The sequence below is a fragment of the Streptomyces sp. B93 genome, assembly GCF_018070565.1.
Taxonomy (GTDB): Bacteria; Actinomycetota; Actinomycetes; order Streptomycetales; family Streptomycetaceae; genus Streptomyces.
The window spans coordinates 142,635-167,716 of record NZ_JAGPXL010000010.1 but is presented as its reverse complement, the minus strand read 5'-3'; the positions used below and the strand labels follow the sequence as shown (position 1 = coordinate 167,716).

The window sequence follows — 25,082 nt, the reverse complement described above, 5'->3', positions numbered from 1 at the left end:
TGTGGTCCCGTGCCCCGGGACACGGGGCGCAGGGGTCCGGTCCGGCGCCGGGATGCGGTCCGGCGCCGGAAATCGTGCGGCACCGGAAGTCGTGCGGCGCGAGTCGGTGTCACCGTGGACCGGCGTCCACGGTGACGTGCCCGCGCGGCGGCGTCAGGCCTTGCGGCCCACCGCGCCGTAGGCGTCCACCGCGACCTTCGAGTTGGCCGAATCGCCCTCTTCGGGGCGCCAGGCGGTGACCTGGACGACGCCGGGCTCGACGAGTTCGAGGCCGTCGAAGAACCCGGCGATCTCGTCGACGCTGCGGACGTAGTACGGGACGGCGCCGCTGGAGTTGTACGCCTCGGACGCGGCGATCATGCCCTCGCTGGTGGCGGTGCTGTCGCTGATCACCAGGTGGCTGCCGGACGGCAGGCCCGCCATCAGCCGGGTCACGAGAGCGCGGGCCCGCTCGTAGTCGGCGACATGGCCCAGCGTGTTGAGGATGATCAGGGCGATGGGCTGGGAGAAGTCCAGCGTGCCCTTGGCGGCCTCCAGGACGGAGTCCGGGTCGTACAGGTCGGCGTCCAGATAGGCGGTCTTGCCTTCCGGCGTGCTGGTGAGCAGGGCGTTGGCGTGGGCCAGCACGATGGGGTCGTTGTCGACGTAGACGATCCGGGCGTCCGGGGCCACGCGCTGGGCGACCTGGTGGGTGTTGTCGGCCGTCGGGAGGCCGGTGCCGATGTCCAGGAACTGGCGGATGCCGACCTCGCCCGCGAGGTGGGTGACGGCACGCCCCAGGAAGGCCCGGCTGGTGACCGCGACGTCGACCAGACCAGGGAAGATCTCCTTGATCTGGTCGCCGATCTCCCGGTCGACCTCGTAGTTGTCCTTGCCGCCCACGAAGTAGTTCCAGAAGCGGGCCGAGTGCGGCTTGGTGGTGTCGATGCGGGCGCGAATGTCCGCGGCATCGGCGACCTGGGGGTTGGAGTCCGGCACGGCAGCGCCCTCCCACGGCTCGACGTGTGTGATCACAGCCAAACCTAGGCCAAGTTGCCGGGGGCATAGCCGGGTTGTGGGGGAAGGTGCACCTCCACCGATCATTTTCGGCCAACCATGGTTATTGTTCCGCCGTTGTACGGCGCGATCGCGTCGACGGCGACGCGTAAGCCCCCGGCCCCGCCCGCGCAACCCGCAGTTGGGGCGGCACGGAGAACCTCTTCGGATGTGACAGCGCCACGACTCCCCCGGCCGCCCCGGCCCGCACGCGAGCGCCCGCCCCGGCCCGTACGCGAGGTGCTCGGGCGGCTTCCGCTGCGCCGCGTCCTCGGCCTGCTGCCGCTCGCCCTGGTCGCGGTGGTCGCCGTACGCCACCGTGACGTGCTCGTGGAGGGCTGCGCCCAGCTGACGACGGCACGCTGGCCGTGGCTGCTTGCGGCGGCCTGCGCGACCTGTCTGACCTGGGTCGCCGCCGCCGTCACCCGGCAGGGCGCGCTCGTGGAGCGGCTGCCGGCGCTGCGGTTGCTGGCCACCCAGTTCGCGGCGGGCGCGGCCAACCACCTGCTGCCCACCGGGCTGGGCGCCGGGGCGGTGAATCTGCGGTTCATGACGGTGTGCGGGATACCGCTGGCCCGCTCCTCGGCGGCGCTCGCGCTGTATCTGCTCGCCGAGTCGGTCGCCCGGGTCGGCCTGCTGCTGGCCCTGCTGCTCGCCTTCCCGGGCGCGCTGAGCGTCGGCGCGCTGCTGCCCGCGGGGGCGCTCGGGCCGCTGTTCGCCGCCGTGGCCGCCGCGCTCGCCGCCACGGCCGGGGCGCTGCTGCTGGTACGACGGGTGCGTGCCGCCGTGACGTCGTTCCTGCGCACCGCGGCGAGCGAGGCCCGCTCGGTGCACACCCTGCCCTCCCGGGCGCTGCTGCTGTGGGGCGGCTCACTGGCCTTCCCCGCGCTCCAGGCGGCCGGGCTGGTCGCAGTGGGGCTCTCGCTCGGCCTGGACCTGCCCGTCACCCACATGGTCGTGGCGTACCTCGCCGCCACCGTGGCCGTCGCGCTGGTGCCCACACCGGGCGGCCTGGGCTCGGTCGAGGCGGCGCTGATCGTGGCCCTCGTGGCGGCGGGCGCGCCGGTGACGGTGGCCACGGCCGTGGTCCTGGCCTACCGCATCATCACCGTCTGGCTGCCGTTGCTGCCGGGGGCGCTGACGTTGGGGGCGCTGGTGCGGCTGAAGGTGATCTGAGGCGCGCGGGCCCGGTCCGGCGGCGTCACCAGGCCACCGTCTCCCCGTCCCGGAAGAAGCCTCCCGTCGGCCCGTCGTCGGGCAGCGTGGCCGCCCAGACCACCCCCGCGGCGCCCTCCGGCACGGGACGGCCGCCGCCGCCCATGTCCGTGGCCGTCCAGCCCGGGCAGACCGAGTTGACCAGAATTCGATCATGGTGGAGTTCACCGGCGAGGAGTCGGGTGAGCGCGTTCAGGGCGGCCTTGGAGACGCTGTACGCGGGCGTGCCGCCGGTCATCCGGGCGAGGGAGCTGCTCTCGCTGCTGACGTTGACCACCCGGGGGTGCGGACTGCGGCGCAGCAGGGGCAGCAGCGCCCGGGTCACCCGCCAGGCGCCGAACAGGTTGGTGTCCAGCGCCTGCCGCACCTCGTCCAGGTCGGCGGATTCGGCCCGCGCCCAGGTGTCGTACAGGATCGCGGCGTTGTTCACCAGCACGTCGGCGCGGCCCAGCTCGCGGGTCACCCGGTCGGCCATCGCGGCCACACTCACGTCGTCGGCGACGTCGAGCCGGACGGCGACGACCTGGGTGCCGTCCGGGTCGATGCGGGCGGCGGCGGCCTGCCCCTTGGCGAGGTCACGGGAGCCGAGGACGACGCGGTGGCCGCGCCGTGCGAGCTGCCGGGCGACCTCGTGACCGATGCCGCGGTTGGCGCCGGTCACCACCGCGACGGGCAGTTCCCGGACGTCGCCGCCGGATCGCTCTGCCATGAGGGCTCCTCACCGGGTCCGGAACATGATCGTCGTACGGCCAGGGTCGCACGGACCGCCGCCGCCCGCCGTTGACGCGTCGTGCGACGTCAGCGCGGTCCCGGTACGAACACGCCTGCCGGATACGGCAGGATGAGCCCTCGCGCCGGTCGAACTCCTCCACGGTTCCCCCTACGGTTCTCCCAACGGCTCTCCGTACGGCGCACACCCCCGAATTTCAGCTGTGATCGAGCAGGTGACGACGTGACGAGACTTCACATCCGGCCACCGGCGAACCACTTCGCCATGCGCCCCGTGCCCGGAGGTGACCGGTGAACCGAGCGGTCACCATGCATGACCTGGTCGTCGCCGGGATCGCCCTGGTGGCGGGCATGCTGGCGGCGTTCCTGCTGCGGATGCTGACGCGCTGGCTGGCCCGGCACGCCAAGCGCACCCGCTGGGAGGGCGACGACGTCCTCGTGGGCGCGCTGCGCACCCTGCTGCCCTGGGCGGCGATCGCGGGCGGCGCGGCGTCCGCGGCGGCGGTGCTGCCGCTGACCAGTACGGTCCAGCGCCACACCAACCAGGTGCTGACCGTCCTGCTGATCTTCGTCGCCACGGTGACGGCGGCCCGGGTCGTCGCCGGGCTGGTGCAGACGGTGACCCAGTCCCGGTCCGGCGTCGCCGGTTCCGCGACGATCTTCGTCAACATCACCCGCATCCTGGTCCTGGCCATCGGCTTCCTCGTGGTGCTCCAGACCCTGGGCATCTCCATAGCGCCGCTGCTGACCGCCCTCGGCGTCGGCGGTCTGGCGGTCGCGCTGGCCCTCCAGGACACGCTCGCCAACCTTTTCGCGGGCATCCACATCCTCGCCTCCAAGACCGTCCAGCCCGGCGACTACATCCGGCTGAGCAGTGGTGAGGAGGGCTACGTCGAGGACATCAACTGGCGGCAGACCACCGTCCGTAATCTCTCCAACAACCTGGTCGTGATCCCCAACGGTCAGCTCGCGAAGGCGAACATGACCAACTACATGCGCCCCGAGCACCAGCTGACCATCCTGGTGCAGGCCGGGGTCGGCTACGACAGCGACCTGGAGCACGTCGAGCGGGTGACCACCGAGGTCGTCACGGAGGTGATGACCGAGATCACCGGCGCGGTCCCGGACCACGAGCCCGCGATCCGCTTCCACACCTTCGGCGACTCCCGGATCGGCTTCACGGTGATCCTCGGCGTCGGGGAGTTCAGCGACCAGTACCGGATCAAGCACGAGTTCATCAAGCGCCTGCACCGGCGCTACCGCGAGGAGGGCATCCGCATCCCGGCCCCGACCCGCACGGTCGCCCTGCACCAGGACGGTACGCTCCCGCCCACCGCAGTGGACCAGCCCCTGCCCCAGGACACGCGCATACCGCACCAGCGGGAGGAACCGGCACCGCAGTAGCGGCGCGCCGGTGCGCCGCCGGGCCGGCCCAGGGCCCGGCGGTCCGGCACCGGCCACCGGCCACCGGCCACCGGCCACCGGCCACCGGCCACCGGCGGCAAGATCACGGCACCCCGTGCCAGCCCCGTGCCCCGGTATCGCCGGGCACGAGATATCTTGATGTCGAGCAATGTTGCAGACGTGGAGCGGAGCACCCGGTGACTGACTCGACCATCATCTATACGCACACTGACGAGGCCCCGGCCCTGGCGACGTATTCCTTCCTGCCGGTGGTCCAGGCGTACGCCTCGCAGGCGGGTGTCGCCGTGACGACGCGGGACATCTCGCTGGCCGGCCGCATCATCGCGGTGTTCCCGGAGTACCTCACCGAGGACCAGCGCATCCCGGACGCCCTCACCGAGCTGGGCGAGCTGGCCAAGACGCCCGCCGCCAACATCATCAAGCTGCCGAACATCTCGGCGTCCATCCCGCAGCTCAAGGCCGCCGTGGCCGAGCTTCAGGCGCAGGGCTACGCGCTGCCGGACTACCCGGACGAGCCGCAGACCGACGAGGAGCGCGAGATCCGCGCCCGCTACGACAAGGTCAAGGGCTCCGCGGTCAACCCGGTGCTGCGCGAGGGCAACTCCGACCGCCGCGCCCCCGCCTCGGTGAAGAACTACGCCAAGACCCACCCGCACCGCATGGGCGCCTGGACCCCCGAGTCCAAGACCAACGTGGTGACCATGGGTGAGAACGACTTCCGCTCCACCGAGAAGTCCGTGATCATCGACGCGGACGGCACCCTCCGTATCGAGCTGGTCGGCGCGGACGGCAACACCACCGTCCTGCGCGAGTCCGTCCCCGTCCTCGCCGGTGAGGTCGTCGACGCCTCCGTGATGCGGGTCGCGAAGCTGCGCGAGTTCCTCACCACGCAGGTCGCGCAGGCCAAGGCCGAGGACATCCTGTTCTCCGTGCACCTGAAGGCCACGATGATGAAGGTCTCCGACCCGATCATCTTCGGCCATGTGGTCCGCGCCTTCTTCCCGAAGACCTTCGAGCGCTACGGCGCCGCCCTCGCCGCCGCCGGTCTGAGCCCGAACGACGGTCTGGGCGGCATCCTCAAGGGCCTGGACGCGCTGCCGGAGGGCGCCGAGATCAAGGCGTCCTTCGACGCGGAGCTGGCCGAGGGCCCGGCGCTGGCGATGGTCGACTCCGACAAGGGCATCACCAACCTGCACGTCCCCTCGGACGTCATCGTGGACGCCTCGATGCCCGCGATGATCCGCACCTCCGGCCACATGTGGGGCCCGGACGGCGAGGAGCACGACACCCTCGCCGTCATCCCGGACTCCAGCTACGCCGGTGTCTACCAGGCCGTCATCGAGGACTGCCGCGCCCACGGCGCCTTCGACCCGTCGACGATGGGCTCGGTCCCGAACGTCGGCCTGATGGCGCAGAAGGCCGAGGAGTACGGCTCCCACGACAAGACCTTCGAGATCCCGGCCGCGGGCACGGTCCGCCTGGTCGACGCCTCCGGCGAGGTGCTGATCGAGCAGCCCGTCGAGGCCGGTGACATCTTCCGCGCCTGCCAGACCAAGGACGCCCCGATCAGGGACTGGGTGAAGCTGGCCGTCACCCGCGCCCGCGCCACCGGCGACCCGGCGGTGTTCTGGCTGGACGCCACCCGCGCCCACGACGCCAACCTGATCGCCAAGGTCGAGCGGTACCTGCCGGAGCACGACACCGAGGGCCTGGACATCCGGATCCTCAACCCGGTGGAGGCCACCAAGCTGTCGGTGGAGCGCATCCGCCGCGGCGAGAACACGATCTCCGTCACCGGCAACGTGCTGCGCGACTACCTCACCGACCTCTTCCCCATCCTGGAGCTGGGCACCAGCGCCAAGATGCTGTCGGTGGTCCCGCTGATGGCGGGCGGCGGCCTGTTCGAGACGGGCGCGGGCGGCTCCGCCCCGAAGCACGTCCAGCAGCTCGTCAAGGAGAACTACCTGCGCTGGGACTCCCTCGGTGAGTTCTTCGCCCTGGTGCCGTCCCTGGAGCAGTACGCCGAGACCACCGGCAAGACCGGCGCCAAGGTCCTGGCCGCCGCCCTCGACCGCGCCACGGCGACCTTCCTCAACGAGGACAAGTCCCCGACCCGTCGCGTCGGCGGCATCGACAACCGCGGCAGCCACTTCTACCTGTCCCTGTACTGGGCGCAGGAGCTGGCCCGGCAGACCGACGACGCCGAGCTGGCCAAGGCGTTCGCGCCGCTCGCCGAGACGCTCGCCGCCAACGAGCAGAAGATCGTCGATGAGCTGATCGCCGTCCAGGGCAAGCCCGCCGAGATCGGTGGCTACTACCAGCCCGACCCGGCCAAGGCCGCCGCGGTGATGCGTCCGTCGGCCACCTGGAACGAGGCGCTCGCGTCCCTGAGCTGACGCCCCGCTCCCGCAGCCTCCGCCCCGTCCGGTGTACCCCTCCGGCCGGGGCGGAGTCGTGCCGGGCACCGGACGCCTCACCACTCGCGGGGGGCGATCAGCTCCTCCACGTCCGCGTCGGTGAATCCGTAGGCGTCGGCGATGAACCCGAACTCCTCGGCTATCTCCTCCCGGGCCACGGTCTCGATCTCGCTGCCCGCCGCCTCGAACGCGGCCTCCAGGTCGTTGAACTCACGGGTGGCCGCGTGGGTCAGCGCGTACAGCGCGGCGAGGTCGGCGGGCCGGTCGGTCTCGATGCGCTCGCACAGCCGCAGCAGGACGGCCCGGCACCGGTCCAGCACCTGATCGGGGAAGTAGTCGTCGTCGTACAGGGGCTTCAGGAAAGCCCGCCCCGCCACCCGTTCGTCCCTGATCGGCATGATGCCCCCGTGTTCGCTCGGCACTCTGACACCTTGATCCTGCCGCACACCACTGACAACGCCCCCGGAGCCGCCCCGTGCCCCCGTCCGTCCCGTCCACCCCGTCCTTCGACCTGCTGCCCGGCGCCGCCGCCTCGCCGCTGATCCTGCACGTGCCGCACTCGGCGCGGGCGATACCGCCGGAGGTACGGGCGGACATCGTGCTCGGCGACGCGGAGCTGGCGCGGGAGCTGGACCACATCACCGACGCGCACACCGCCGGGATCGCGGCCGGGGCCGCCGCGGCGGCACGGGTCACGCCGTGGCGGTTCGTCAACCGGATGTCGCGGCTGGTCGTCGACCCCGAGCGGTTCCCGGACGAGCGGGAGGAGATGCTCGCGGTCGGCATGGGCGCCGTGTACACACGGACCACGCACAAGGACGTGCTGCGGCCGGACGGATTCGATCCCGGACCCCTCGTCGAGCGGTACTTCCGTCCCTACGCGCGGGGCATGAGCGAGGCGGTCGCCGACCGGCTCGCGGCCACCGGCCGGGCCGTGATCATCGACGTGCACTCCTACCCCACCGCCCCGCTCCCCTACGAACTGCACGGCGCGGGCCCGCGCCCGCCGGTCTGCCTGGGCACCGATGCCTTCCACACCCCGCCGGAGCTGCTGGCGGCGGCCCGGGAGGCGTTCGCGGAGTGCGGGGAGACGGGACTGGACAGCCCGTTCGCCGGGACGTACGTACCGCTGGAGTTCTACGAGGCCGACGCGCGGGTGTCCGCCCTGATGGTGGAGATCCGCCGGGACGTGTACATGAGCGAGCCGGGCGGACCCGCCCACGACGGTCTCACCCGCCTGGCGGCGGCCCTGGCCAGGCTCGTGGACGCCGTGGGCTGAGCCCGGCTGCCCGGCTGCCCGGCTGCCCGGCTGGAGCATTCCCGCGCGACAGGGGCGGGGGCCGCGGTGAGGGTGGGGGCATGACCGAGGAGACCACCACGCTGACCGGCCAGGCCCCGCCCCCGGTACGGGACTGGCCCACACCCGACCTGGACGGGACCCGGTTCGACCCGGTCCTCGCCGAGCTGATGCGCGAGGGCCCGCTGACCCGGATCCGGCTGCCGTACGGGGAGGGCTGGGCGTGGCTGGCCACCCGCCACGACGACGTGAAGCTGATCACCAACGATCCCCGGTTCAGCCGGGCCGAGGTGACGAAGCGTCAGGTCACGCGGATGGCGCCGCACTTCAAGCCCCGCCCGGGTTCGCTCGCCTTCGCCGACCAGCCCGACCACAACCGGCTGCGCAAGCCCGTCGCCGCCGCCTTCACCGTCGGGGCGATGAAGCGGCTGCGGCCCCGCGCCCAGGCGATGCTGGACGAGCTGGTGGACGGCGTCGTACGGGACGGGCCCCCCGCCGACCTCGTCGAACGGGTGCTGGAGCCGTTCCCGATCGCCGTCGTCAGCGAGGTGATGGGGGTGCCCGAGGGCGAGCGCGACCAGGTGCACTCCTGGACGCGGACGATCATCTCCACCTCCGGGGGCGCCGAGGCCGCCGGGCGCGCCAAGGACGGCATGTACGCCTGGATCACCGAGACGATCCGGGCCCGCCGCGACAGCACCGCCGACGATGTGTACGCGCTGCTCGGCGCCGCGGTCGGGCGGGGCGAGATGAGCGAGGAGGAGGCGGTCGGGCTGGCCGGGCCGCTCCAGATCGGCGGCGAGGCCGTCACCCACAACTGCGGGCAGATGCTCTACCTGCTGCTCACCCGTCCCGAGCTGATGGCCCGGATGCGGGAGCGCCCGGCGGACCGCGGCATGGTCCTCGACGAACTGCTGCGCTACATCCCGCACCGCAGCTCGGTGGGTCTGGCCCGGATCGCCCTGGAGGACGTCGACCTGCGCGGCCACCGGATCCGGGCGGGCGAGGCGGTGTACGTCTCCTACCTCGCCGCCAACCGCGACCCCGAGGTCTTCCCGGACCCCGACGGCATCGACCCCGACCGCGCGCACAACCCGCACCTGGCGTTCGGCAACGGGCCGCACTACTGCACCGGCGCCGTACTGGCCCGGACGCAGCTCGAACTGCTCGTCGACACGCTGCTGGACCGCCTGCCGGGGCTACGGCTGGCGGTCCCCGCGGCGGAGGTCAGCTGGCGGCACCGGACGATGATCCGGGGCCCGCTGACCCTCCCCTGCACCTGGTGATCAGGCCCGCAGCCACTCCGTGACGACCACCTCGCCGCCGGTGCGCAGCCGCAGCGCGAACGGCCCGGCGGGCGGGGTGTCGCTGGTGAAGCGGCCCATGTCGTCGGCGGTGAGGGCGTCCGGCGTGGCCACCCGGGCGCCGCCGAGCACCTCGATGCGGGCGGGCTGCGGGGGCAGCACCTGGCCCATCAGGCCGTCGGTGGTGACCTCCACGTCCACGGTCAGCTCACCGGTGCGGAAGGTCAGCATCCGCGGCGGATCGGTCGCCCCCCGCACCGGGATGGCGTCGACCAGCGAGTCGAAGGTCAGCTCGGCGAGGCGGGCGTCGAGGTCGTGCAGGGTGTAGGCCTCGACGGCGGTCCGCCGCAGTTCGGCCGGTACCGGGTCGAGGATGGCGGCGGCCTGGCGCAGCTCCTCCTCCAGCAGGCCCGCGCCGAACTCCTCCTCGTCGAACGGATGGTCGTCGTGGCGGTTCACAGCACTCCCCGTGCGTCGAGTCGGGCCCGCAGGCGGCGCAGACAGCGCTGGCGCAGCGGGCCGATGCTGCCGACGGCGATGCCCAGCGCGGCGGACACCTCCTGGTAGCTGGGCGGCGGCGAGGACATCAGCACGCGCAGCAGCTGACGGCAGCGTTCGCCCAGTTCCTCGAACTCCTGCCACATCCGCCGGATCCGCTCGGACTCGGCGGCGGCCTCCTCGGAGTCGAGCACCGACTGCTCCGGTGTCCGGTCCTCGCTCACCCGGTCCAGCAGCTGCGGATCGTCGGTCGGCGTCAGCCGCCTCGAACTCCTGATCACCTTCAGGCTCTCGTGCCGTGCGGTGCTCGCCAGCCAGGACCCGGTCTTGTCGGGTTCACGTATCCGCCCCAGGTGCTGGGCGAAGCGGAACCACACCGTCTGGTAGACCTCGTGCGCGTCGGCGTCCGAGAGCCGGTGGGCACGCACCACCGACCACACCAGGGGGCTCAGCCCCTCCACCAGCGCTTTCCAGGCCGCCGCGTCACCGTCGACGGCGGACTGGACGAGCGCGCCGACATCTGCACGGTCCACGGCCCCACCCCTCGAGTACGGCAAGTCATCGTACGCCGTCACGAGGCATGCTCCTGAACTCATCTCGGCCTCATACCGCGGGAGCGGGTACCACGACGGGCACGGCGCTCCAGGTCGGCGGCCTGAGCGCCGGCACGTGCGCCCCCCGCACCTCCGCGAACTCGGCGATCCCGGCGAGCAGTTGCCGGGCGGCGGCACGCGGGTCGCGCTGTCCGCCGGCGGCCATCAGGTCGGCGACCATCCCGGCGACGACGGGCGTCGCGAAGGAGGTGCCGCTCCAGTGGGCGAGGCCCTCGAACATCACCTGGTCCGGCTTGGCGGCGACGCTCTCGTCGCTCAGCACCCCGCTGTGGCTGGGCTCCTGGCAGGTGCAGGCGTAGCCGAAGCCGTAGCGGCAGGTGTCGAAGGTGGAGTGCTGGTACACATACGGGACCGGGGAGTCGAAGCCGGTGAGGGCGCTGGTGAGGCGCTCGCCGGGGGCGTAGACCTTCACCCAGGGGCCGTGGTTGGTGAAGCAGGCGCCGAACTCCCCGTCGCTGCGCAGCGCGCCGACCGAGAGCACGCTGTCGGCGTGGTCGGGCCGGCTGGCGTAGGCGGCGGGCCAGAAGGGGGTGGCGCTGCCGTTGTTGCCCGCTGCGGCGACCAGCAGGGTGCGCTGCTCGCGCAGTTCGGCCATGAAGGCGTCCATGCCGAGCAGTCCGTCGAGGCCGCTGCTGGTGGTGGTGCCCGCGGAGAGGCTGATGATGTCGGGCCAGCCGTACCGGTCGACGCTGTCGAAGAGCGCGGCGCCGAACTCCGACTCCAGCATGGCGCCGACGTCGCTGAGGGTGCCCAGCACGGTGACGTTGGTGTTCGGGGCCACGGAGCTGACGACACCGGCGATGAACGTGCCGTGCCCGACGTACTGCTTGAGCATGCCGCCCGCGTCGGTCTCCTGGACCGCCAGGTCGCCGTCGACATGGGCCAGTTGCGGCCAGGAGCGGTAGTCGTGCATCAGGCCGGTGTCGATGACGAGGACGCTGACCGCGCTCTGCGGGTCGTGCACGGCCGCCGCGGGCGCGGGGTTGGTGCCCTCGGCGCGCGGGGCGGGCACGGGCTCGTCGCCGGGGCAGGCGTTGACCGGCGCGATGTGGATGACGTGGTTACGGCTGACCAGGGGGCGGCGTGCGCGGCCCTCGCGCTCCCGCATGGCCCGCAGCGCGTGCCCGACGGCCGGGTCGCCCTGGGCGCCGCCCTGGCCGGGGTCGGCGACCCGGATGCGGGTGACGCCGGTGCGGTTGGTCTGCGGGCTCACCCGGCGGACCTGCTCCTGGTCGAGATCGGGGGCCTCGGTGAAGAACGTCCGGACGGTGTCCTCGACCAGGCGGGCGTCCTCGCCGTCGCGGACGAGGACGACTCCCTTCTCGTAGAGGAAGGCGGCGGAGTCGTCCGGACCCATCGCCAGGGGGACGTCCGGCATCGAGCGCTGGATGTGGTCGAACTGCTCGCGGAATCGCTGTGGTGCCATGGGTGTCCTCCCACTGAGGCGGCGGTCGTCAGTCAAGAGCCCGGTCCGGGCCGCTTGATACAGACCCAAACCTGTGTGACTCGGTTGCGTGGCCACTAACATCCGGAGGGTGACAGCGGGAAGCGACTCGGTACTCGGACTGCTGCCGAGGGTGTTCGCCGCCCCCAACGACGCGTTGGCGGAGGCGGAACAGGTGCTCGGCGCCGATCCGCCACCGCTGCACGCCTCCGTCGCCCACCAGGTGATCGGCATCTGGCAGCGCGACTTCGGGGACCTGCGGATCGCCCTGCACCACCTGCGGCGGGCCCGTGATCTGGCGGCCCGCGCCGACTCCCCGGAGCGGGAGGCGGACGTGCTCGCGACCCTCGGGGTGGCGCTGGTGCACGCGGGCCGCACCCGGCAGGGCCTGGCCGCGTTCGAGAGGGGGGTACGGCGCGGCAGCGGGCACACCCGCGCGCGTGTGCTGTACCGCAGGGCGTACGCCTGGTGGGTGCTCGGCCATCATCCGCAGGCACTGGAGGACGTACGCCGGGCGATCCCCGTCCTGCGACAGGCGGACGACGTCATCTGGACGGCGCGGGCGCTGACCCTGCGGGCGACCGTGCATCTGGCGCTGGGCGCGGTGGACCGAGCGGACGCGGACTTCACCGCGGCGGAGCGGCTGTGGGACACCACCGGCCAGGAGCACGACAAGGCGGACGCGGTGGAGAGCCGGGGCCTGGCCGCGTTCCGCTCCGGTGACATCCCGGCGGCGCTGCGGCTGCTCGACGAGGCCGAGGCACGGTACGCGGAGCTGGGCACGCCGACGTTCATGCTGAACATCCGGCGCTGCGAGGTGCTGATGGCGGCGGGGCTCGCGCCGGAGGCGCTGGCGGAGGCGGACGGCGCGATCGCGGTCCTGGACGGTATCGGCGGGCAGTCGACCCGCAAGGCGGAACTGCTGCTGGTGGCCGCGCGGGCGGCCCGGCTGGCGGGCGATCCGCACACGGCCATCGCCCGTGCCGCGCTGGCCGTCCGGCTGTTCGCGGCGCAGCGGCGCGGCTGGTGGGAGACGCACGCCCGGCTGGTGCTGATCGAGGCGCGGGCGGCCGCCGGGCGCAGCTCGGGGCGGCTGGTCGCGGACGCGGCGGCGGTCGCCGAGCAGTTGGCCGCGTTCGGCGCCCCGGCCGCGCCGGAGGCGTCGCTGCTGGCGGGCCGGATCGCGCTGGGCCTGGGCTGGACCGCGGACGCCGAGCGGCATCTGGCGGTGGCGGCCCGCAGTCGGCACAGCGGGCCGCCGCTGGCGCGGGTGACGGGGTGGGCGGCACAGGCGCTGCGGGCCCGCGCGGCGGGTTCGCGCCGAGGGGTGCTGGAGGCGTGCCGCCGCGGCCTGGACGTCCTGGACGACCACCGGATGACGCTGGGCGCCTCGGAGCTGCGGGCGCGCGCCACCGAGCAGGGCGCGGAGCTGGCGGCGCTGGCGCAGGAGGCGAGCAGGTCCCGGGGCGGGCCACGGCGGCTGCTGGTGTGGAGCGAGCGGTGGCGGGCGACGGTGCTGTCCGCGCCGCCGACGCGGCCCCCGGCCGATCCGGCGCTGGTGACCTCGCTGACCGCGTTCCGGGAGATCGCGGCGCGTGCGGAGGCGGCCCGGATGGAGGCGCGGCCCGTTCCGGCGCTGGAGCGTGAACAGCGGCGTCTGGAGCGGGAGATCAGGTCCCGCACCCTGCACATGCGCGGCGACGCGCCCGGCGGCGGCGACCGGTTCGACGTCGACCGGCTGCTGGCCCGCCTGGGCGCCACCCAGCTGGTGGAGCTGGCGGTGCTGGACGGCCGGGTGCACGTGCTGCTGTGCGGTCAGGGGCGGGTGCGCCGGTTCGAGGCCGGGCCGCTCGCCGCCGCGGAGAGGGAGGCCGAGCACGTCCAGGCGGCGCTGCGGCGGCTGGCCCATCCGGGCGCGGAGCACCGGTTGCCGGTGGTGGAGGCGATGGGCCGCCGTCTGGAGGAGCTGCTGCTGGGCCGGGCCGCGGCACGGCTGGGCCCGGGCCCGGTCGTGGTGGTGCCGCCCGCGCGGCTGCACCGGGTGCCGTGGGCGCTGCTGCCGTCCCTGCGCGAGCGGGTGCTGAGCGTGTCACCGTCGGCGGGCAGCTGGCTGCGCGCCCACGGGACCGAGCCGCCGCCGGGCGGCCGTCACGTCCTGGTGCGCGGTCCGGGACTGGCGTCGGGCGGTGCGGAGGTGCCGGACCTCGCCGACCGTTACGGCAGGCCCACGGTCCTGGAGCACGACGAGGCGCGTGTCCCGCGCGTCCTGGAGGAACTCGACGGCGCGGCCCTCGCGCACATCGCCGCGCACGGTGCCTTCCGCGCGGACGCGCCGCTGTTCTCGTCCCTGCGGATGGCGGACGGCCCGCTGATCGTGCACGACTTCGAGCGTCTCGACCGCAGCCCGTACCGCATCATCCTCTCCAGCTGCGACACCGCCCGCCTCGCCTCGGTCGGCGCCGACGAACTGCTCGGCCTCGTCACCGCCCTGCTGCCGCTGGGCACCGCGGGCGTGGTGGCGAGCAGCGCACCGGTCAACGACGCGGCGGTGGTTCCCCTGATGCTCGCCCTCCACAAGGGCCTCAGCGCGGGCCTCTCCCTGGCCGAGGCCCTGAGAGACGCCCGCAGAGCCCTCCCCGACGACGCCACCCACCAGGCGACGGGCTGGGCGTTCACGGCGTTCGGAGCCGCCTAGAACGCCGGTGAGGTCAACGCCCTGTAGGGGCGCGGGGAACTGCGCGACAAGCCACAGACCACCCGCACCCGCCACACGAGAGAACCAGGCAGGCACTCAGGCACTCAGGCACTCAGGCACTCAAGCCCACCGCACAGGGCAACGCCCCCCGGTCACTCGCCCCCAACCGCGCGTACGCGCTGTACAGATGATTCCCCACCGTCCGCACGGACAGGGTCAACCGCTCAGCGATCTGCCGATTGCTGAGCCCCGCCGCGGCAAGCGTCACGATCTGCCGCTGACGCGCCGTCAACTCCCCCAGCGCCAGCCCGGCCAGCGCGGGCGTCCGCGCCCCCTGGCACCGCCGCGCCAGCGCGACCGCCCGGGTCCGCGCCGTCCGGGCCGCGCTCGCGTCCCCGTGCACGCCCGCCGCCTGCGCGTACGCCTCCGCCGCGAACAGCAGGAACCCGCGCTCCTCCAACGCCCGCGCGGCCCGGTCGAGACCGGCCCCGTCCCGCCGGACGAGCGCACGCCCGTGATCGGCGAGCACCCCCACCGCCAGCTCCCCCGCCCGCTCGGGCACCCCGAGCCGTACGGCGTCGTACCGCACATGCGGCCCCTCGTCCCCCAGCGAGACCACCGCGCGCTCGATGTCACCGCGCGCGGCTGCCAGCCACGCCGTGGACCGGCGGCCGGACGCGTGGCGCTCCGCGGTCGCCAGATCGCCCGACTGCGCCGCGGCGAGCGCCAGTTCGGCACGGCAGACCACGTCGTCCGGCGCGTACCGCAGCCCTTGCCGGGCCCAGGCCGCGGCCTCCCGCAGTTCACCGCGCAGCCGCGCGAACCGGGCGCGCACGGCGGCGTATCCGGCGGGTACGGCGATGCCCTCGTCGGTGAGCCACTCCCCCACGGGCGTCGGCAGCGCCCGTACGTCGGCCAGTTCGATGTGCCGCACCAGGGTGGCCGCCTCGGCGGCGAGGGCGGGGCCGCAGCGGCCCGGGGCGCCGGTGAGGCGGCGGGCCCGCAGCGTACCGGCGGAGGCGCGCAGCGTGGGGCCGTGCAGCGGGTGGGCGAGGCGGACGACGGGCTCGGGGGCGTCGTCGATGCGGATCAGCCGGTCGGTCTCAAGGCGTTCGAGGACCCGCAGGTCGAGGCTGTCGAGGGCGAGCGGGAGGGGTTCGGCGAAGGCGAGCCGGTCGAGGGTCTCGCGCTCGTCCGGGTCGGTTCGGTCCAGGACCGGCGCGGTGCGTTCGCGGACGGCGGCGGTGACCGGGACGGGGCCGCGCCAGGCCCGCTCGTCGGTGTCCGGGAGCCGGGTGAACCGTCCGCTCTCGCACACCGCGCCGACCAGGTCGCGCAGCAGCCGCAGGTCGCCGCGGGAGAGGTGGTGCAGCCGGTTCGCGGTGAGCGGCTCCAGGGGGCCGCCCGCGCCCGCCGCCGCGAGCCGGGCGGTCTCGTCGCGGGACAGCGGCTCCAGGGCCAGCCGGGGCAGCAGCTCGCCGGTCCACAGCCGGGAGATCGCGCCGGGGACGGGGGCGCCGTCGGTGGCGACGACCAGGAGACGGGTGCGGCCCTGCACGGCGAGCTGGTGGACCAGGGCGGCCGAGGCGTCGTCGAGCAGGTGGGCGTCGTCGACCACCAGCAGCCTGCGGCCGGAGAGCAGTTGGACCGCGCGGTGCAGGGTGGCCCGCTCGGGCAGCAGGTGCGCGAACGCGGCGAAGGGTATGCCCCGGGTCTCGGGGGTACCGGCGGCGCGGGCCCAGTCGGTGCCCCGTACGGCCTCGGTGACCAGGCGGGACTTGCCGCAGCCCGCGGGGCCCGTGATCACGGTGCCGGGCCGTCCGGCGGCCAGGGAGCGGCGGACGGCCTCGAGTTCGTTCTCCCGGCCGGTGAAGGGCCAGGGCGGTTCAAGGGTGTGCGCGCCGCGCTCGGAGGCGGTGTCCCGGGCGGACGTCAGGTCCCGTGCGAAAGTCATCACGACAACAGGAGTCGGGCTACTCAGTTCTGATACAGGGCGACTTGAGTAGCCCTCGACTCAGGCGTACGGGAGGCGGTCCGGCCACTCTTGGCGCATGACCGGACGCTACTGCTCCCTCGCGCAGGCGTCGGCCCCCGTGTTCGCCCCGGGGCTGACCGCCGAGCGGCTCGGTGCGCTGGTCCACGGTCACCGGATGTGGGTCAACGGCACGGTCCTGCACTACTGCTTCTTCGACCGTGACTCCGACGCGTCCGTGATCGCCGTACCCGGCACCGGGGAGGCCCGGCGGGTGTCGTGGGTCGGCGCCAAGGAGCAGCAGGACGTGGTGCGGGAGTGCTTCGCGGAGTGGCAGAGCCTCGGGGTGGGCCTGTCCTTCGTGGAGGTCGGTGACCGCTCGGAGGCCGAGCTGCGGATCGGGTTCCAGTCCGGCGACGGCTCCTGGTCGACCGTCGGCAAGGACGCGCTGTGGGTCGGGACCGGGGATCGGACGATGAACTTCGGCTGGGACCTGACCGCGCCGGGTGAGCGCGCGACGGCCCTGCACGAGATCGGGCACGCGCTCGGCATGCTGCACGAGCACCAGAGCCCGTTCGCCGGGATCCACTGGGACGACGAGGCCGTGTTCACGGAGCTGGCGGGTCCGCCGAACTTCTGGAGCCGGGAGCGGACGTTCTTCAACATCCTGCGGAAGCTGGAGGCCGACGAGGTCAACGGGTCCGCCTGGGACCCGCTGTCGATCATGGAGTATCCGTTCCCGCCGGGGCTGATCCTGGAGCCGGAGCAGTTCCGTCTCGCGGGGCTGAACCCGCCGGGCACGCTGTCGCCGTCGGACAAGGAGTTCGTGCTCCGCTGGTATCCGCCGCTCGGCGGGCCGCTGCCGCCCGCGCTGGTGCCGTTCCGTTCGGCGCCGCTGCGGCTGGGCGCCGGTGAGCAGGCCGACTTCCTGGTGGAGCCGCCGGAGACCCGTGAGTACACGGTGGGCACCTTCGGCGACGGTGACACGGTGCTGGTGGTCTTCGAGGAGCGGGACGGGGAGCCCCGCTACCTCGCCGGACAGGACGACGGCGGCACCGAACGCAACGCCGCCGTGAGGGCCAGGCTCGTCAAGGGCCGCCGCTACTTCGTCCGTGTGCGCCTGTACTCCAGCTGGGGTTCGGGCGAGACGGCCGTCATGTGCTGGTGACAGCACGGGGCCGCGCCGCACGGGCGCCTGGACCATGGTCCGGCACCGGGGGAGCGGCCGAGACTCGTCTCCTTCGGGGGAGGGAGACGAGTCTCGGCCACGCCATACCGGCCGGGAACGCTTAGACCAGGTCGAACCGGTCCAGGTTCATGACCTTGTCCCAGGCGGCGACGAAGTCGGTCACGAACTTCTCCTTGGCGTCATCGCTCGCGTAGACCTCGGCGAGGGCGCGCAGCTCGGAGTTGGAGCCGAAGACCAGGTCGGCGCGGGTGCCGGTCCACTTGACCTCGCCGGTGGCCGCGTCGCGGCCCTCGAAGGAGGTCTGGTCCTCGGAGGTGCCCTTCCACTGGATGCCCAGGTCGAGCAGGTTGACGAAGAAGTCGTTCGTCAGCTTGCCCGGGGTCTCGGTGAGGACGCCGGTGCGGGAGCCGTCGTAGGTGGCGCCCAGTACCCGCAGGCCACCGACGAGGACGGTCAGCTCGGGGGCGCTCAGGGTGAGCAGGTTGGCGCGGTCGAGCAGCAGGTACTCGGCCGGGAGGCGGTTGCCCTTGCCCTGGTAGTTGCGGAAGCCGTCCGCGGTCGGCTCCAGCGCGGCGAAGGACTCGGCGTCGGTGTGCTCGTCCGTGGCGTCGACGCGGCCCGGGGTGAACGGCACCTCGATGTCGTACCCCGCGTCCTTGGCGGCCTTCTCGACACCGGCGCAGCCGCCGAGGACGATCAGGTCGGCCAGGGACACCTTCTTGGCGCCGCTGTTGAACTCCTGCTGGACGCCCTCGAGGGTACGCAGGACGGTGGCCAGCTCGTCGGGGTTGTTGACCTCCCAGCCGCGCTGCGGCTCCAGGCGGATGCGGGCGCCGTTGGCGCCGCCGCGCTTGTCGCTGCCGCGGAAGGTGGAGGCGGACGCCCAGGCGGTGGTGACCAGCTGGGAGACGGTCAGGCCGGAGTCGAGGAGCCTGGCCTTGAGGGCGGCGATGTCCTCGGCGCCGATGACCTCACCCTCGGCCGCGGGCAGCGGGTCCTGCCAGAGCAGGGTCTCCTCGGGCACCTCCGGGCCGAGGTACTGCGACTTCGGGCCCATGTCGCGGTGGGTGAGCTTGAACCAGGCGCGGGCGAAGGCGTCCGCGAACTGGTCGGGGTTCTCGTAGAAGCGGCGCGAGATCTGCTCGTAGACCGGGTCGAAGCGCAGCGACAGGTCGGTGGTGAGCATCGTCGGGCGGTGCTTCTTCGACGGGTCGTGGGCGTCGGGGACGATCTCCGGGGCGTCCTTGGCGATCCACTGCTTGGCGCCCGCCGGGGACTCGGTCAGCTCGTACTCGTACTCGAAGAGGTTCTTGAAGAAGCCGTTGCTCCACTGGGTGGGCGTGGCGGTCCAGGTGACCTCGAGGCCGGAGGTGATGGTGTCGGCGCCCTTGCCGGTGCCGAAGGTGTTCTTCCAGCCCAGGCCCTGCTCCTCCATGGAGGCGGCCTCGGGGTCGTCGCCGACGTGGTCGGCGGGGCCCGCGCCGTGGGTCTTGCCGAAGGTGTGGCCACCGGCGATGAGGGCGACGGTCTCCTCGTCGTTCATCGCCATGCGGCGGAACGTCTCACGGATGTCGCGGGCCGCGGCGATCGGGTCCGGGTTGCCGTTGGGGCCCTCCGGGTTGACGTAGATGAGGCCCATCTGGACGGCGCCGAGGGGGTTCTCCAGCTCGCGGTCGCCGGAGTAGCGCTGGTCGTCGAGCCAGGTGGTCTCGGGACCCCAGTAGACGTCCTCCTCCGGCTCCCAGACGTCGGCGCGGCCACCGGCGAACCCGAAGGTTTCGAAGCCCATGTTCTCCAGGGCGACGTTGCCGGCGAGGATCATCAGGTCGGCCCAGGAGATGTTCTGGCCGTACTTCTTCTTCACCGGCCACAGCAGACGGCGGGCCTTGTCGAGGTTGGCGTTGTCCGGCCAGCTGTTGAGCGGCGCGAACCGCTGCTGGCCGGCGCCGGCGCCGCCGCGGCCGTCGCTGATGCGGTAGGTGCCCGCGCTGTGCCAGGCCATCCGGATGATGAGCGGGCCGTAGTGGCCGAAGTCGGCGGGCCACCAGTCCTGGGAGGTGGTGAGCACCTCGGCGATGTCCCGCTTCACGGCGGCCAGGTCGAGGGACTTGAACGCCTCGGCGTAGTCGAACTCCTCGCCGAGCGGGTTGGCCACGGCGGGGTTCTTGGCGAGGATCTTCAGGTTGAGCCGCTCAGGCCACCACTGACGGTTTCCGCCGCCCTGAGTCGGGTGCGCGGCGCGTCCGTGCGCGACCGGGCAGCCGCCTGCGCCCTCCGCCTTGGGGTCGGTGACGATGGCATCAGGGTTCTCGGCCATGGGGGTGAATCCTTCCGGACTTGGACTGAACTACGGTGTTCAGGAACTGCGGGTGGTGGAACAGGCGGGGCACAGGCCCCAGTAGATGACCTCGGCCTCGTCGACCGTGAAGCCGTGATCGTCACAAGCGGTCAGACAGGGTGCCTCGCCGACCGCGCAGTCGACATCGGCGACGGCCCCGCACGACCTGCACACCAGGTGGTGGTGGTTGTCCCCGACACGGCCCTCGTAGCGCGCGGGACTGCCGGGCGGCTCGATACGGCGCACCAGCCCCGCCGCGGTGAGCGCGTGCAGGGCGTCGTACACGGCCTGGAGCGAGACCTGGCCGACGCGCTCGCGCACTCCGGCGGCTATGGCCTCGACACCCAGGTGGTCACCGCGGCGGACGGTCTCCAGCAGGGCGACACGCGCGGACGTGACCCGCAGGCCCGCGCCGCGCAGGGCGTCGGCCGGGGTCTGCGGAGTCCGAGGTGCGGTCATGCCGCAGAACCTACCGCCTCAAACACGAATGATTCAAGAAAAGGAATGAGTCCAAGTCTGAAGTTGGTCAGGGACGCGTCAGACATCCGTCCCCGGAGATCTCGTCGAGGGCGTCGCGCAGGGTGCCGCAGCGCCCGGACGACACCCGGCCCGCCGCGTCCGCCAGCGCGAGCGGGAGGCCCGCGCACCGTGCCACCAGCGCGTCGGCGGCCAGCGGCTCCGCCGCCACCGGCGCGGTGCCCAGCCTGCGGGCGAGCAGGGCGCGCGCCTCGGCCGCGGTCAGGGGGGCGAGCGGGACCGACGCGGCGCCGTGCCGGGTGAACAGGCCCAGGAGCGGGGCGCGGCCGGTGACGACGACCATCGAGCCGCCCGTCCCCGGGAGCAGGGGCGCCACCTGTTCCTCGTAGCGGACGTCGTCGACGACGATCAGCAGCCGTCGGCCGTCCGCGAGGGAGCGCACGAGCGCGGCGCGTTCGTCCAGCGGTACCGGCCGGTCGCAGGGGCCGCCCCCGAGGGCACGCACGAGCCAGCCGGTCGCCTCGTCCGCGGTGAGCGTCCGCCGGTCGTCGGAGCCGTGCAGGCTGATCCAGAGCTGGCCGTCGGGGAAGTCGTCCGCCACGCGCCGCGCCCAGTGCCGTACGAGGGAGGTCTTGCCGATGCCGTGGCCCCCGGTGACGACGGCGACCGCGGGACCCGTCGCGCCCGGCCGGGGCAGGAGGGCGTCGAGGCGGGCGACGTCACCGGCCCGGCCGACGAAGCCCGGCACCGCCCCCGGCAGCTGCCGCGGCACCGGGGGCGTCGCCGGGCGCCCGGCCCCCGCCTCCCTCGCGGGGCCGCCGAGCAGTTCCGCGTGGAGCGCGCGCAGCTCCGGGCCGGGCGCGACGCCGAGTTCCCGGACCAGCCGCCGCCGGACCGTCTCGTACGCCTCCAGCGCCTCCGACCGGCGCCGGGCGCTCCGCAGCGCGCGGACGTACTGCGCCCAGAACCGTTCACGGGCCGGGTGCCGTGCGGTCAGCTCGCCGAGGTCCGCCAGCAGCTCCGCGCCCCGGCCGCTCGCCAGCAGCAGGTCGTTGCGCCGCTCGACGGCCTGGAGGCGCTGCTCGTCGAGCCGGTGCCGGTCGGCGGTGAGCGCCTGCGCGTGCACATCGGCGAGGGCGTCGCCCCGCCAGAGCCCGAGGGCGCCTTCGAGGGCGCGCAGTTCCGCCCCGGCGTCGCGCGCCGCGCGGGCGGCTGCCGCCGTCCGCAGTTCCTCCTCGAAGGCGCCGAGGTCGACGTCGTGCGGGGCGATGTCGAGCAGATAGCCGTCGGCGCGGGTGCGGACCAGGCCCCGCGCGCCGAAGGGGGCGAGGACCGACCTCAGCCGGGTGACGGCGAGCTGGGTCGCCCGGCGCGCGTGCGCGGGCGGCTCGAACCCCCACAGGGCGGTGGTCAGTTCCGACGTCGGGACCGTCCGGCCCGCCCGGAGCGACAGCTGCGCCAGCAGGGTGCGCGAGTTCGTCGCCCGGACCGTGCGCGCCTCGTCTCCGACGACCAGGGAAACCGGCCCCAGGATGGCAATTCGCATGGCACCACTGTCGCTTCGCGCTCTTACACTTCGATCTCAGCGCGCTGCGATGTGGGTCGAGGGGTGCGATTCGCCTGTGGACGGACCATGAACGGGAACGAGAAGGAAGCGGGGGCGGCCCCCACCTACGGCGTGCTGGGCCCCCTGCTGGTCCGTGGCGCGGACCGGGCGGTGACGATCGGCTCCCCGAAGTGCCGCGTCGTCATGGCGGCGCTGATCCTCGCCGACGGGGAGTCCGTGCCGTCCACACTGCTCGCCGAGGCCGTCTACGCCGGCCAGGCACCGGCCCGGCCCGTGAACGCCGTCCACCAGCTGGTGCTCCGGCTGCGGCGCGGTCTGGCCGGCGCGGGCCTCGCCGACGCCGTCGCCACCGACGGCGACGGCTACCGGCTCGCCGCCCCGCCCGGCGCCACGGACCTGAGCCGGTGGACGGCGCTCCGACAGCGCGCGGACACCGCCCGCGAGGAAGGCGACCTCACCAGGGAACTCGCGGCGCTGGACGAGGCCTTGGCCGTCTGGCGGGGCGCCCCGCTCGCCGATGTGCCCTCCGACCTGCTGCACCGGCGTCACCTCCCCGTCCTGACCGAGCAGCGGCGCCAGCTGGAGGAGCGCCGCATCGACGTGGCGCTGGCCCTCGGCCGGTACGCGGAGGCCATCGGACCGCTCCTGGAACTGACAGCGCGTCAGCCGCTGCGGGAGAAACCGTGGGCGCAGCTGATGTCGGCGCTGCACGGCTCCGGCAGGCGCACCGAGGCGATCGAGGCGTTCCACCGCGCCCGCGTCCACCTGCGGGAGGAACTCGGTGTCGAGCCCGGCGAGCTGGTGCAGCGCACGCTCCAGGAACTCCTCCAGGAGACCCCGGCCGTCACCGCCGTCACCCAGCGCACCGTGCCCCGGCAGCTGCCCGCCGAGCGGGCCGCGTTCTCGGGCCGGTACGGCGAGACCGCCACCGCCCGGGCGGCCCTCGACGGCGCCGACGGCCACCGGCCCGGTCTGGTCGTCGTCACGGGCATGCCCGGCGTCGGCAAGACCTCCCTGGCCATCCACGTGGCCCGCCGCGTCGTCTCCCGCTACCCCGACGGTCAGCTGTGGGTGAACCTGCGCGGCGCCAGCTCCAGCGTCACCACGCCGCAGCAGGCGCTGACGTCCCTGCTGCGCGCCCTTGGCCACCCCACGATGAGCATCCCCGAGGACCCCGAGGACCAGGTGGGCCTGTTCCGGTCCCTGCTCGACGGACAGCGCGTGCTGATCGTCCTCGACGACGCGCGCAGCGCCGAGCAGGTCCGGCCCCTGCTGCCGGGCGAGCCCGGCTGCGGGGTGCTCGTCACCAGCCGGGCCGACCTGCTCGGGCTGGCCGTGACGGACGGCGCCGTACGGGTGCGGCTGGCCCCGCTGACAGAGGCGGAGGCGCGGGAGATGCTGCGCCGGCGGCTCGGCGAGTCCAAGGTGCTCGCCGACACGGAGGCCACGGCGCGGCTGCTGGAGCGCACCGGCCGGCTGCCGCTGGCCCTGGCGGTCGTCGCGGCCAGGGCGGCGGCCCGTCCCGACGCGCCGCTCGCCGAGCTGGACGCGCAGCTCGCCGCCGCCGGTTCCCGGCTGGACGCCCTGTCCAGCAGCGACGAGCGGACCAACCTGCGCGCCGTGTTCTCCTGGTCCTTCGACGCGCTGTCGAAGGCGGCGGCCGACGTCTTCCAGCTGCTGGGACTGCACCCCACGCACGAGTTGTCCATGGAGGCCGCGGCCAGTCTCGCCGGGCGGCCCGTGGCGGGAGTCGCCGCCGGGGTGGACGAACTGGTGGCCACCAACATCGTGAACCGGGTCTCCGGGGGGCGCCTGGCGCTCCATGAACTGGTCCACGAGTTCGCGGCCGAGCTGGCGGACGCGCGGCTGGGCGCCGGGGAGCGGCACCGGGCCGTGCGGCGGCTGCTCGACCACTACAACCGGACCAGCCACGCCGCTGCCCGGACCGTCGACCCCGCGCGCGTGCCCATCCCCCTGCCCTCCCCCGCCGCGGGCACCGTCGTCACCGCCTTCGCCTCGGCCGCCGACGCGAAGGCGTGGCTCGTGCGGGAACGGGACACCCTGCTGGCGGCCTCGGAGCTGGCCATGGCCCGTGGCCTCGCCCGGCACTGCTGGCAGCTCGGCTGGGGCCTGGCCGACTTCCTGGTCTCCAGCGCGGACTGGCACAGCCTGGAGGTGCTCCTGCGCACCAGCCTCGCGGCCGGTGAGGACGAGACGTACGGGATGTCCTTGGCCCACGCCCACCAACTGCTCGGGCGCGCCCTGCGGCACCTGGACCACCCTTCGGGCGCCGTGCACCACCTGGAGCGGGCCGTGGCGGCGGCCCGGCGCGTCGGGGACACCCTGGCGGAGGCCCGCGCGCTGGGCGGGCTCGGCGCGGTGGCCGAGGACCGCGGCGACTGGCGCAGCGCGCTCGTCCACGACCGGGACGTGCTGCGGCTGGTGCGGGAGCACGGGCTGGGCGCCATCGAGGCGGAGGCGCTGAACCACGTCGGCTGGGACCTGGCCCAGCTGGGGTCCTCCGCGGAGGCGCTGGACTACTGCACCCAGTCGCTGAACCTGGCGAGGGCAAGCGGCGACCAGCGGATCGAGGCCGCGGCCTGGGACAGCCTGGGCCTCGTCCACCGCCTCGAACTCCGCCGCGACCAGGCGCTGGAGGCGTACGGCCACGCCCTGCGCATCCGCCGTGCCCTCGACCACCGGGTGGGCGTCGGCGAGACCCACATCCACCTCGGCGACGCCCACGCCGCCTTCGGCGCCCTCCCCGACGCCACCGCCCACTGGCGCGCGGGCATCGCCGAACTCGACCGGGCGAGCCCGGGCCGGGCCCGACGCGAGCGGGCTCGGCTGGGCCACTTCGACTGAC

General features: G+C 73.7%; 18 protein-coding genes. 8 read left to right on the top strand and 10 right to left on the bottom strand.

Features of this window, described 5'->3' with window-relative positions; all coding sequences use genetic code 11:
- Positions 1–153 precede the first annotated feature (153 nt).
- Positions 154–978, bottom strand: coding sequence for an SAM-dependent methyltransferase (locus KBY47_RS12930; protein WP_308405145.1), 825 nt, complete (start codon positions 976–978; stop codon positions 154–156).
- Between the two features lie 228 nt (positions 979–1,206).
- Here KBY47_RS12930 and KBY47_RS12925 point away from each other — a divergent pair, with 228 nt between their 5' ends.
- Complete coding sequence (locus KBY47_RS12925) at positions 1,207–2,211, top strand: lysylphosphatidylglycerol synthase transmembrane domain-containing protein (RefSeq protein WP_210921199.1); 1,005 nt, start codon at positions 1,207–1,209, stop codon at positions 2,209–2,211.
- A gap of 25 nt (positions 2,212–2,236) precedes the next feature.
- On the opposite strand, the gene KBY47_RS12920 is transcribed toward KBY47_RS12925, so the two are convergent.
- Positions 2,237–2,959 (bottom strand): SDR family oxidoreductase, encoded by a 723-nt coding sequence (locus KBY47_RS12920; protein ID WP_210921198.1) that lies wholly within the window; start codon positions 2,957–2,959, stop codon positions 2,237–2,239.
- Between the two features lie 311 nt (positions 2,960–3,270).
- Here KBY47_RS12920 and KBY47_RS12915 point away from each other — a divergent pair, with 311 nt between their 5' ends.
- Together KBY47_RS12915 and KBY47_RS12910 are read left to right on the top strand one after the other, a co-directional pair.
- Positions 3,271–4,383 carry a mechanosensitive ion channel family protein gene (locus KBY47_RS12915; RefSeq protein WP_210921197.1) on the top strand — a complete coding sequence of 371 codons (1,113 nt, stop codon included), beginning with the start codon at positions 3,271–3,273 and terminating at the stop codon, positions 4,381–4,383.
- Between the two features lie 197 nt (positions 4,384–4,580).
- Positions 4,581–6,800, top strand: a complete 2,220-nt coding sequence (locus KBY47_RS12910) for an NADP-dependent isocitrate dehydrogenase (protein ID WP_210921196.1) — start codon at positions 4,581–4,583, stop codon at positions 6,798–6,800.
- A gap of 77 nt (positions 6,801–6,877) precedes the next feature.
- On the opposite strand, the gene KBY47_RS12905 is transcribed toward KBY47_RS12910, so the two are convergent.
- Entirely contained in the window at positions 6,878–7,219 is a 342-nt protein-coding gene (locus KBY47_RS12905) for a DUF5713 family protein (protein WP_210921276.1), read from the bottom strand.
- A 77-nt stretch (positions 7,220–7,296) separates the two neighbouring features.
- Between KBY47_RS12905 and KBY47_RS12900 the strand changes: the two genes are divergently transcribed.
- Both KBY47_RS12900 and KBY47_RS12895 read left to right on the top strand, forming a co-directional pair.
- Positions 7,297–8,100, top strand: a complete 804-nt coding sequence (locus KBY47_RS12900) for an N-formylglutamate amidohydrolase (RefSeq protein ID WP_210921195.1) — start codon at positions 7,297–7,299, stop codon at positions 8,098–8,100.
- An 80-nt stretch (positions 8,101–8,180) separates the two neighbouring features.
- Positions 8,181–9,404 (top strand): cytochrome P450, encoded by a 1,224-nt coding sequence (locus KBY47_RS12895; RefSeq protein WP_210921194.1) that lies wholly within the window; start codon positions 8,181–8,183, stop codon positions 9,402–9,404.
- On the opposite strand, the gene KBY47_RS12890 is transcribed toward KBY47_RS12895, so the two are convergent.
- From KBY47_RS12890 to KBY47_RS12880, 3 genes are read right to left on the bottom strand one after another with little or no spacing between them, the layout of a single operon-like run.
- The gene (locus KBY47_RS12890; RefSeq protein WP_210921193.1) at positions 9,405–9,881 is read right to left on the bottom strand and encodes a hypothetical protein; all 477 of its coding nucleotides are present in this window, start codon (positions 9,879–9,881) and stop codon (positions 9,405–9,407) included. It lies immediately after the preceding gene.
- Positions 9,878–10,516, bottom strand: a complete 639-nt coding sequence (locus tag KBY47_RS12885) for an RNA polymerase sigma factor (protein WP_210921192.1) — start codon at positions 10,514–10,516, stop codon at positions 9,878–9,880. Before KBY47_RS12885 ends, KBY47_RS12890 begins: the two co-directional genes overlap by 4 nt.
- Positions 10,517–10,523: 7 nt before the next feature.
- The gene (locus KBY47_RS12880; protein WP_210921191.1) at positions 10,524–11,960 is read right to left on the bottom strand and encodes a S8/S53 family peptidase; all 1,437 of its coding nucleotides are present in this window, start codon (positions 11,958–11,960) and stop codon (positions 10,524–10,526) included.
- A 109-nt stretch (positions 11,961–12,069) separates the two neighbouring features.
- On the opposite strand from KBY47_RS12880, the gene KBY47_RS12875 reads away from it, so the two are divergent.
- A complete protein-coding gene (locus tag KBY47_RS12875; RefSeq protein WP_210921190.1) occupies positions 12,070–14,673 on the top strand; it encodes a CHAT domain-containing tetratricopeptide repeat protein in 2,604 nt (867 codons plus the stop codon).
- A 112-nt stretch (positions 14,674–14,785) separates the two neighbouring features.
- Here the strand turns inward: KBY47_RS12875 and KBY47_RS12870 are convergent, their stop codons facing one another.
- Positions 14,786–16,627 carry a LuxR family transcriptional regulator gene (locus tag KBY47_RS12870; protein ID WP_210921189.1) on the bottom strand — a complete coding sequence of 614 codons (1,842 nt, stop codon included), beginning with the start codon at positions 16,625–16,627 and terminating at the stop codon, positions 14,786–14,788.
- Positions 16,628–16,724: 97 nt separating this feature from the next.
- On the opposite strand from KBY47_RS12870, the gene KBY47_RS12865 reads away from it, so the two are divergent.
- Positions 16,725–17,813 (top strand): M12 family metallopeptidase, encoded by a 1,089-nt coding sequence (locus tag KBY47_RS12865; protein WP_210921188.1) that lies wholly within the window; start codon positions 16,725–16,727, stop codon positions 17,811–17,813.
- Positions 17,814–17,934: 121 nt separating this feature from the next.
- Here KBY47_RS12865 and katG read toward each other — a convergent pair whose 3' ends face one another.
- The 3 genes from katG to KBY47_RS12850 all read right to left on the bottom strand — a co-directional run bounded on the left by katG (position 17,935) and on the right by KBY47_RS12850 (position 22,195).
- A complete protein-coding gene (gene katG / locus KBY47_RS12860; RefSeq protein WP_210921187.1) occupies positions 17,935–20,151 on the bottom strand; it encodes a catalase/peroxidase HPI in 2,217 nt (738 codons plus the stop codon).
- Positions 20,152–20,190: 39 nt separating this feature from the next.
- Positions 20,191–20,631 (bottom strand): Fur family transcriptional regulator, encoded by a 441-nt coding sequence (locus tag KBY47_RS12855; RefSeq protein WP_210921186.1) that lies wholly within the window; start codon positions 20,629–20,631, stop codon positions 20,191–20,193.
- 67 nt (positions 20,632–20,698) lie between these two features.
- On the bottom strand, positions 20,699–22,195 hold the full coding sequence (locus KBY47_RS12850) for a BTAD domain-containing putative transcriptional regulator (protein WP_210921185.1): 1,497 nt from the start codon (positions 22,193–22,195) through the stop codon (positions 20,699–20,701).
- A gap of 87 nt (positions 22,196–22,282) precedes the next feature.
- On the opposite strand from KBY47_RS12850, the gene KBY47_RS12845 reads away from it, so the two are divergent.
- A complete protein-coding gene (locus KBY47_RS12845; RefSeq protein ID WP_210921184.1) occupies positions 22,283–25,081 on the top strand; it encodes a BTAD domain-containing putative transcriptional regulator in 2,799 nt (932 codons plus the stop codon).
- Position 25,082: the final 1 nt, after the last annotated feature.

Bases quoted from the DNA above. Each gene is read 5' to 3' on its own strand.
- katG (WP_210921187.1), bottom strand. From the start codon at position 20,151: ATGGCCGAGAACCCTGATGCCATCGTCACCGACCCCAAGGCGGAGGGC.
- KBY47_RS12865 (WP_210921188.1), top strand. From the start codon at position 16,725: ATGACCGGACGCTACTGCTCCCTCGCGCAGGCGTCGGCCCCCGTGTTC.
- KBY47_RS12845 (WP_210921184.1), top strand. From the start codon at position 22,283: ATGAACGGGAACGAGAAGGAAGCGGGGGCGGCCCCCACCTACGGCGTG.
- KBY47_RS12905 (WP_210921276.1), bottom strand. From the start codon at position 7,219: ATGCCGATCAGGGACGAACGGGTGGCGGGGCGGGCTTTCCTGAAGCCC.
- KBY47_RS12850 (WP_210921185.1), bottom strand. From the start codon at position 22,195: ATGCGAATTGCCATCCTGGGGCCGGTTTCCCTGGTCGTCGGAGACGAG.
- KBY47_RS12895 (WP_210921194.1), top strand. From the start codon at position 8,181: ATGACCGAGGAGACCACCACGCTGACCGGCCAGGCCCCGCCCCCGGTA.
- KBY47_RS12885 (WP_210921192.1), bottom strand. From the start codon at position 10,516: ATGAGTTCAGGAGCATGCCTCGTGACGGCGTACGATGACTTGCCGTAC.
- KBY47_RS12870 (WP_210921189.1), bottom strand. From the start codon at position 16,627: ATGACTTTCGCACGGGACCTGACGTCCGCCCGGGACACCGCCTCCGAG.
- KBY47_RS12855 (WP_210921186.1), bottom strand. From the start codon at position 20,631: ATGACCGCACCTCGGACTCCGCAGACCCCGGCCGACGCCCTGCGCGGC.
- KBY47_RS12920 (WP_210921198.1), bottom strand. From the start codon at position 2,959: ATGGCAGAGCGATCCGGCGGCGACGTCCGGGAACTGCCCGTCGCGGTG.
- KBY47_RS12880 (WP_210921191.1), bottom strand. From the start codon at position 11,960: ATGGCACCACAGCGATTCCGCGAGCAGTTCGACCACATCCAGCGCTCG.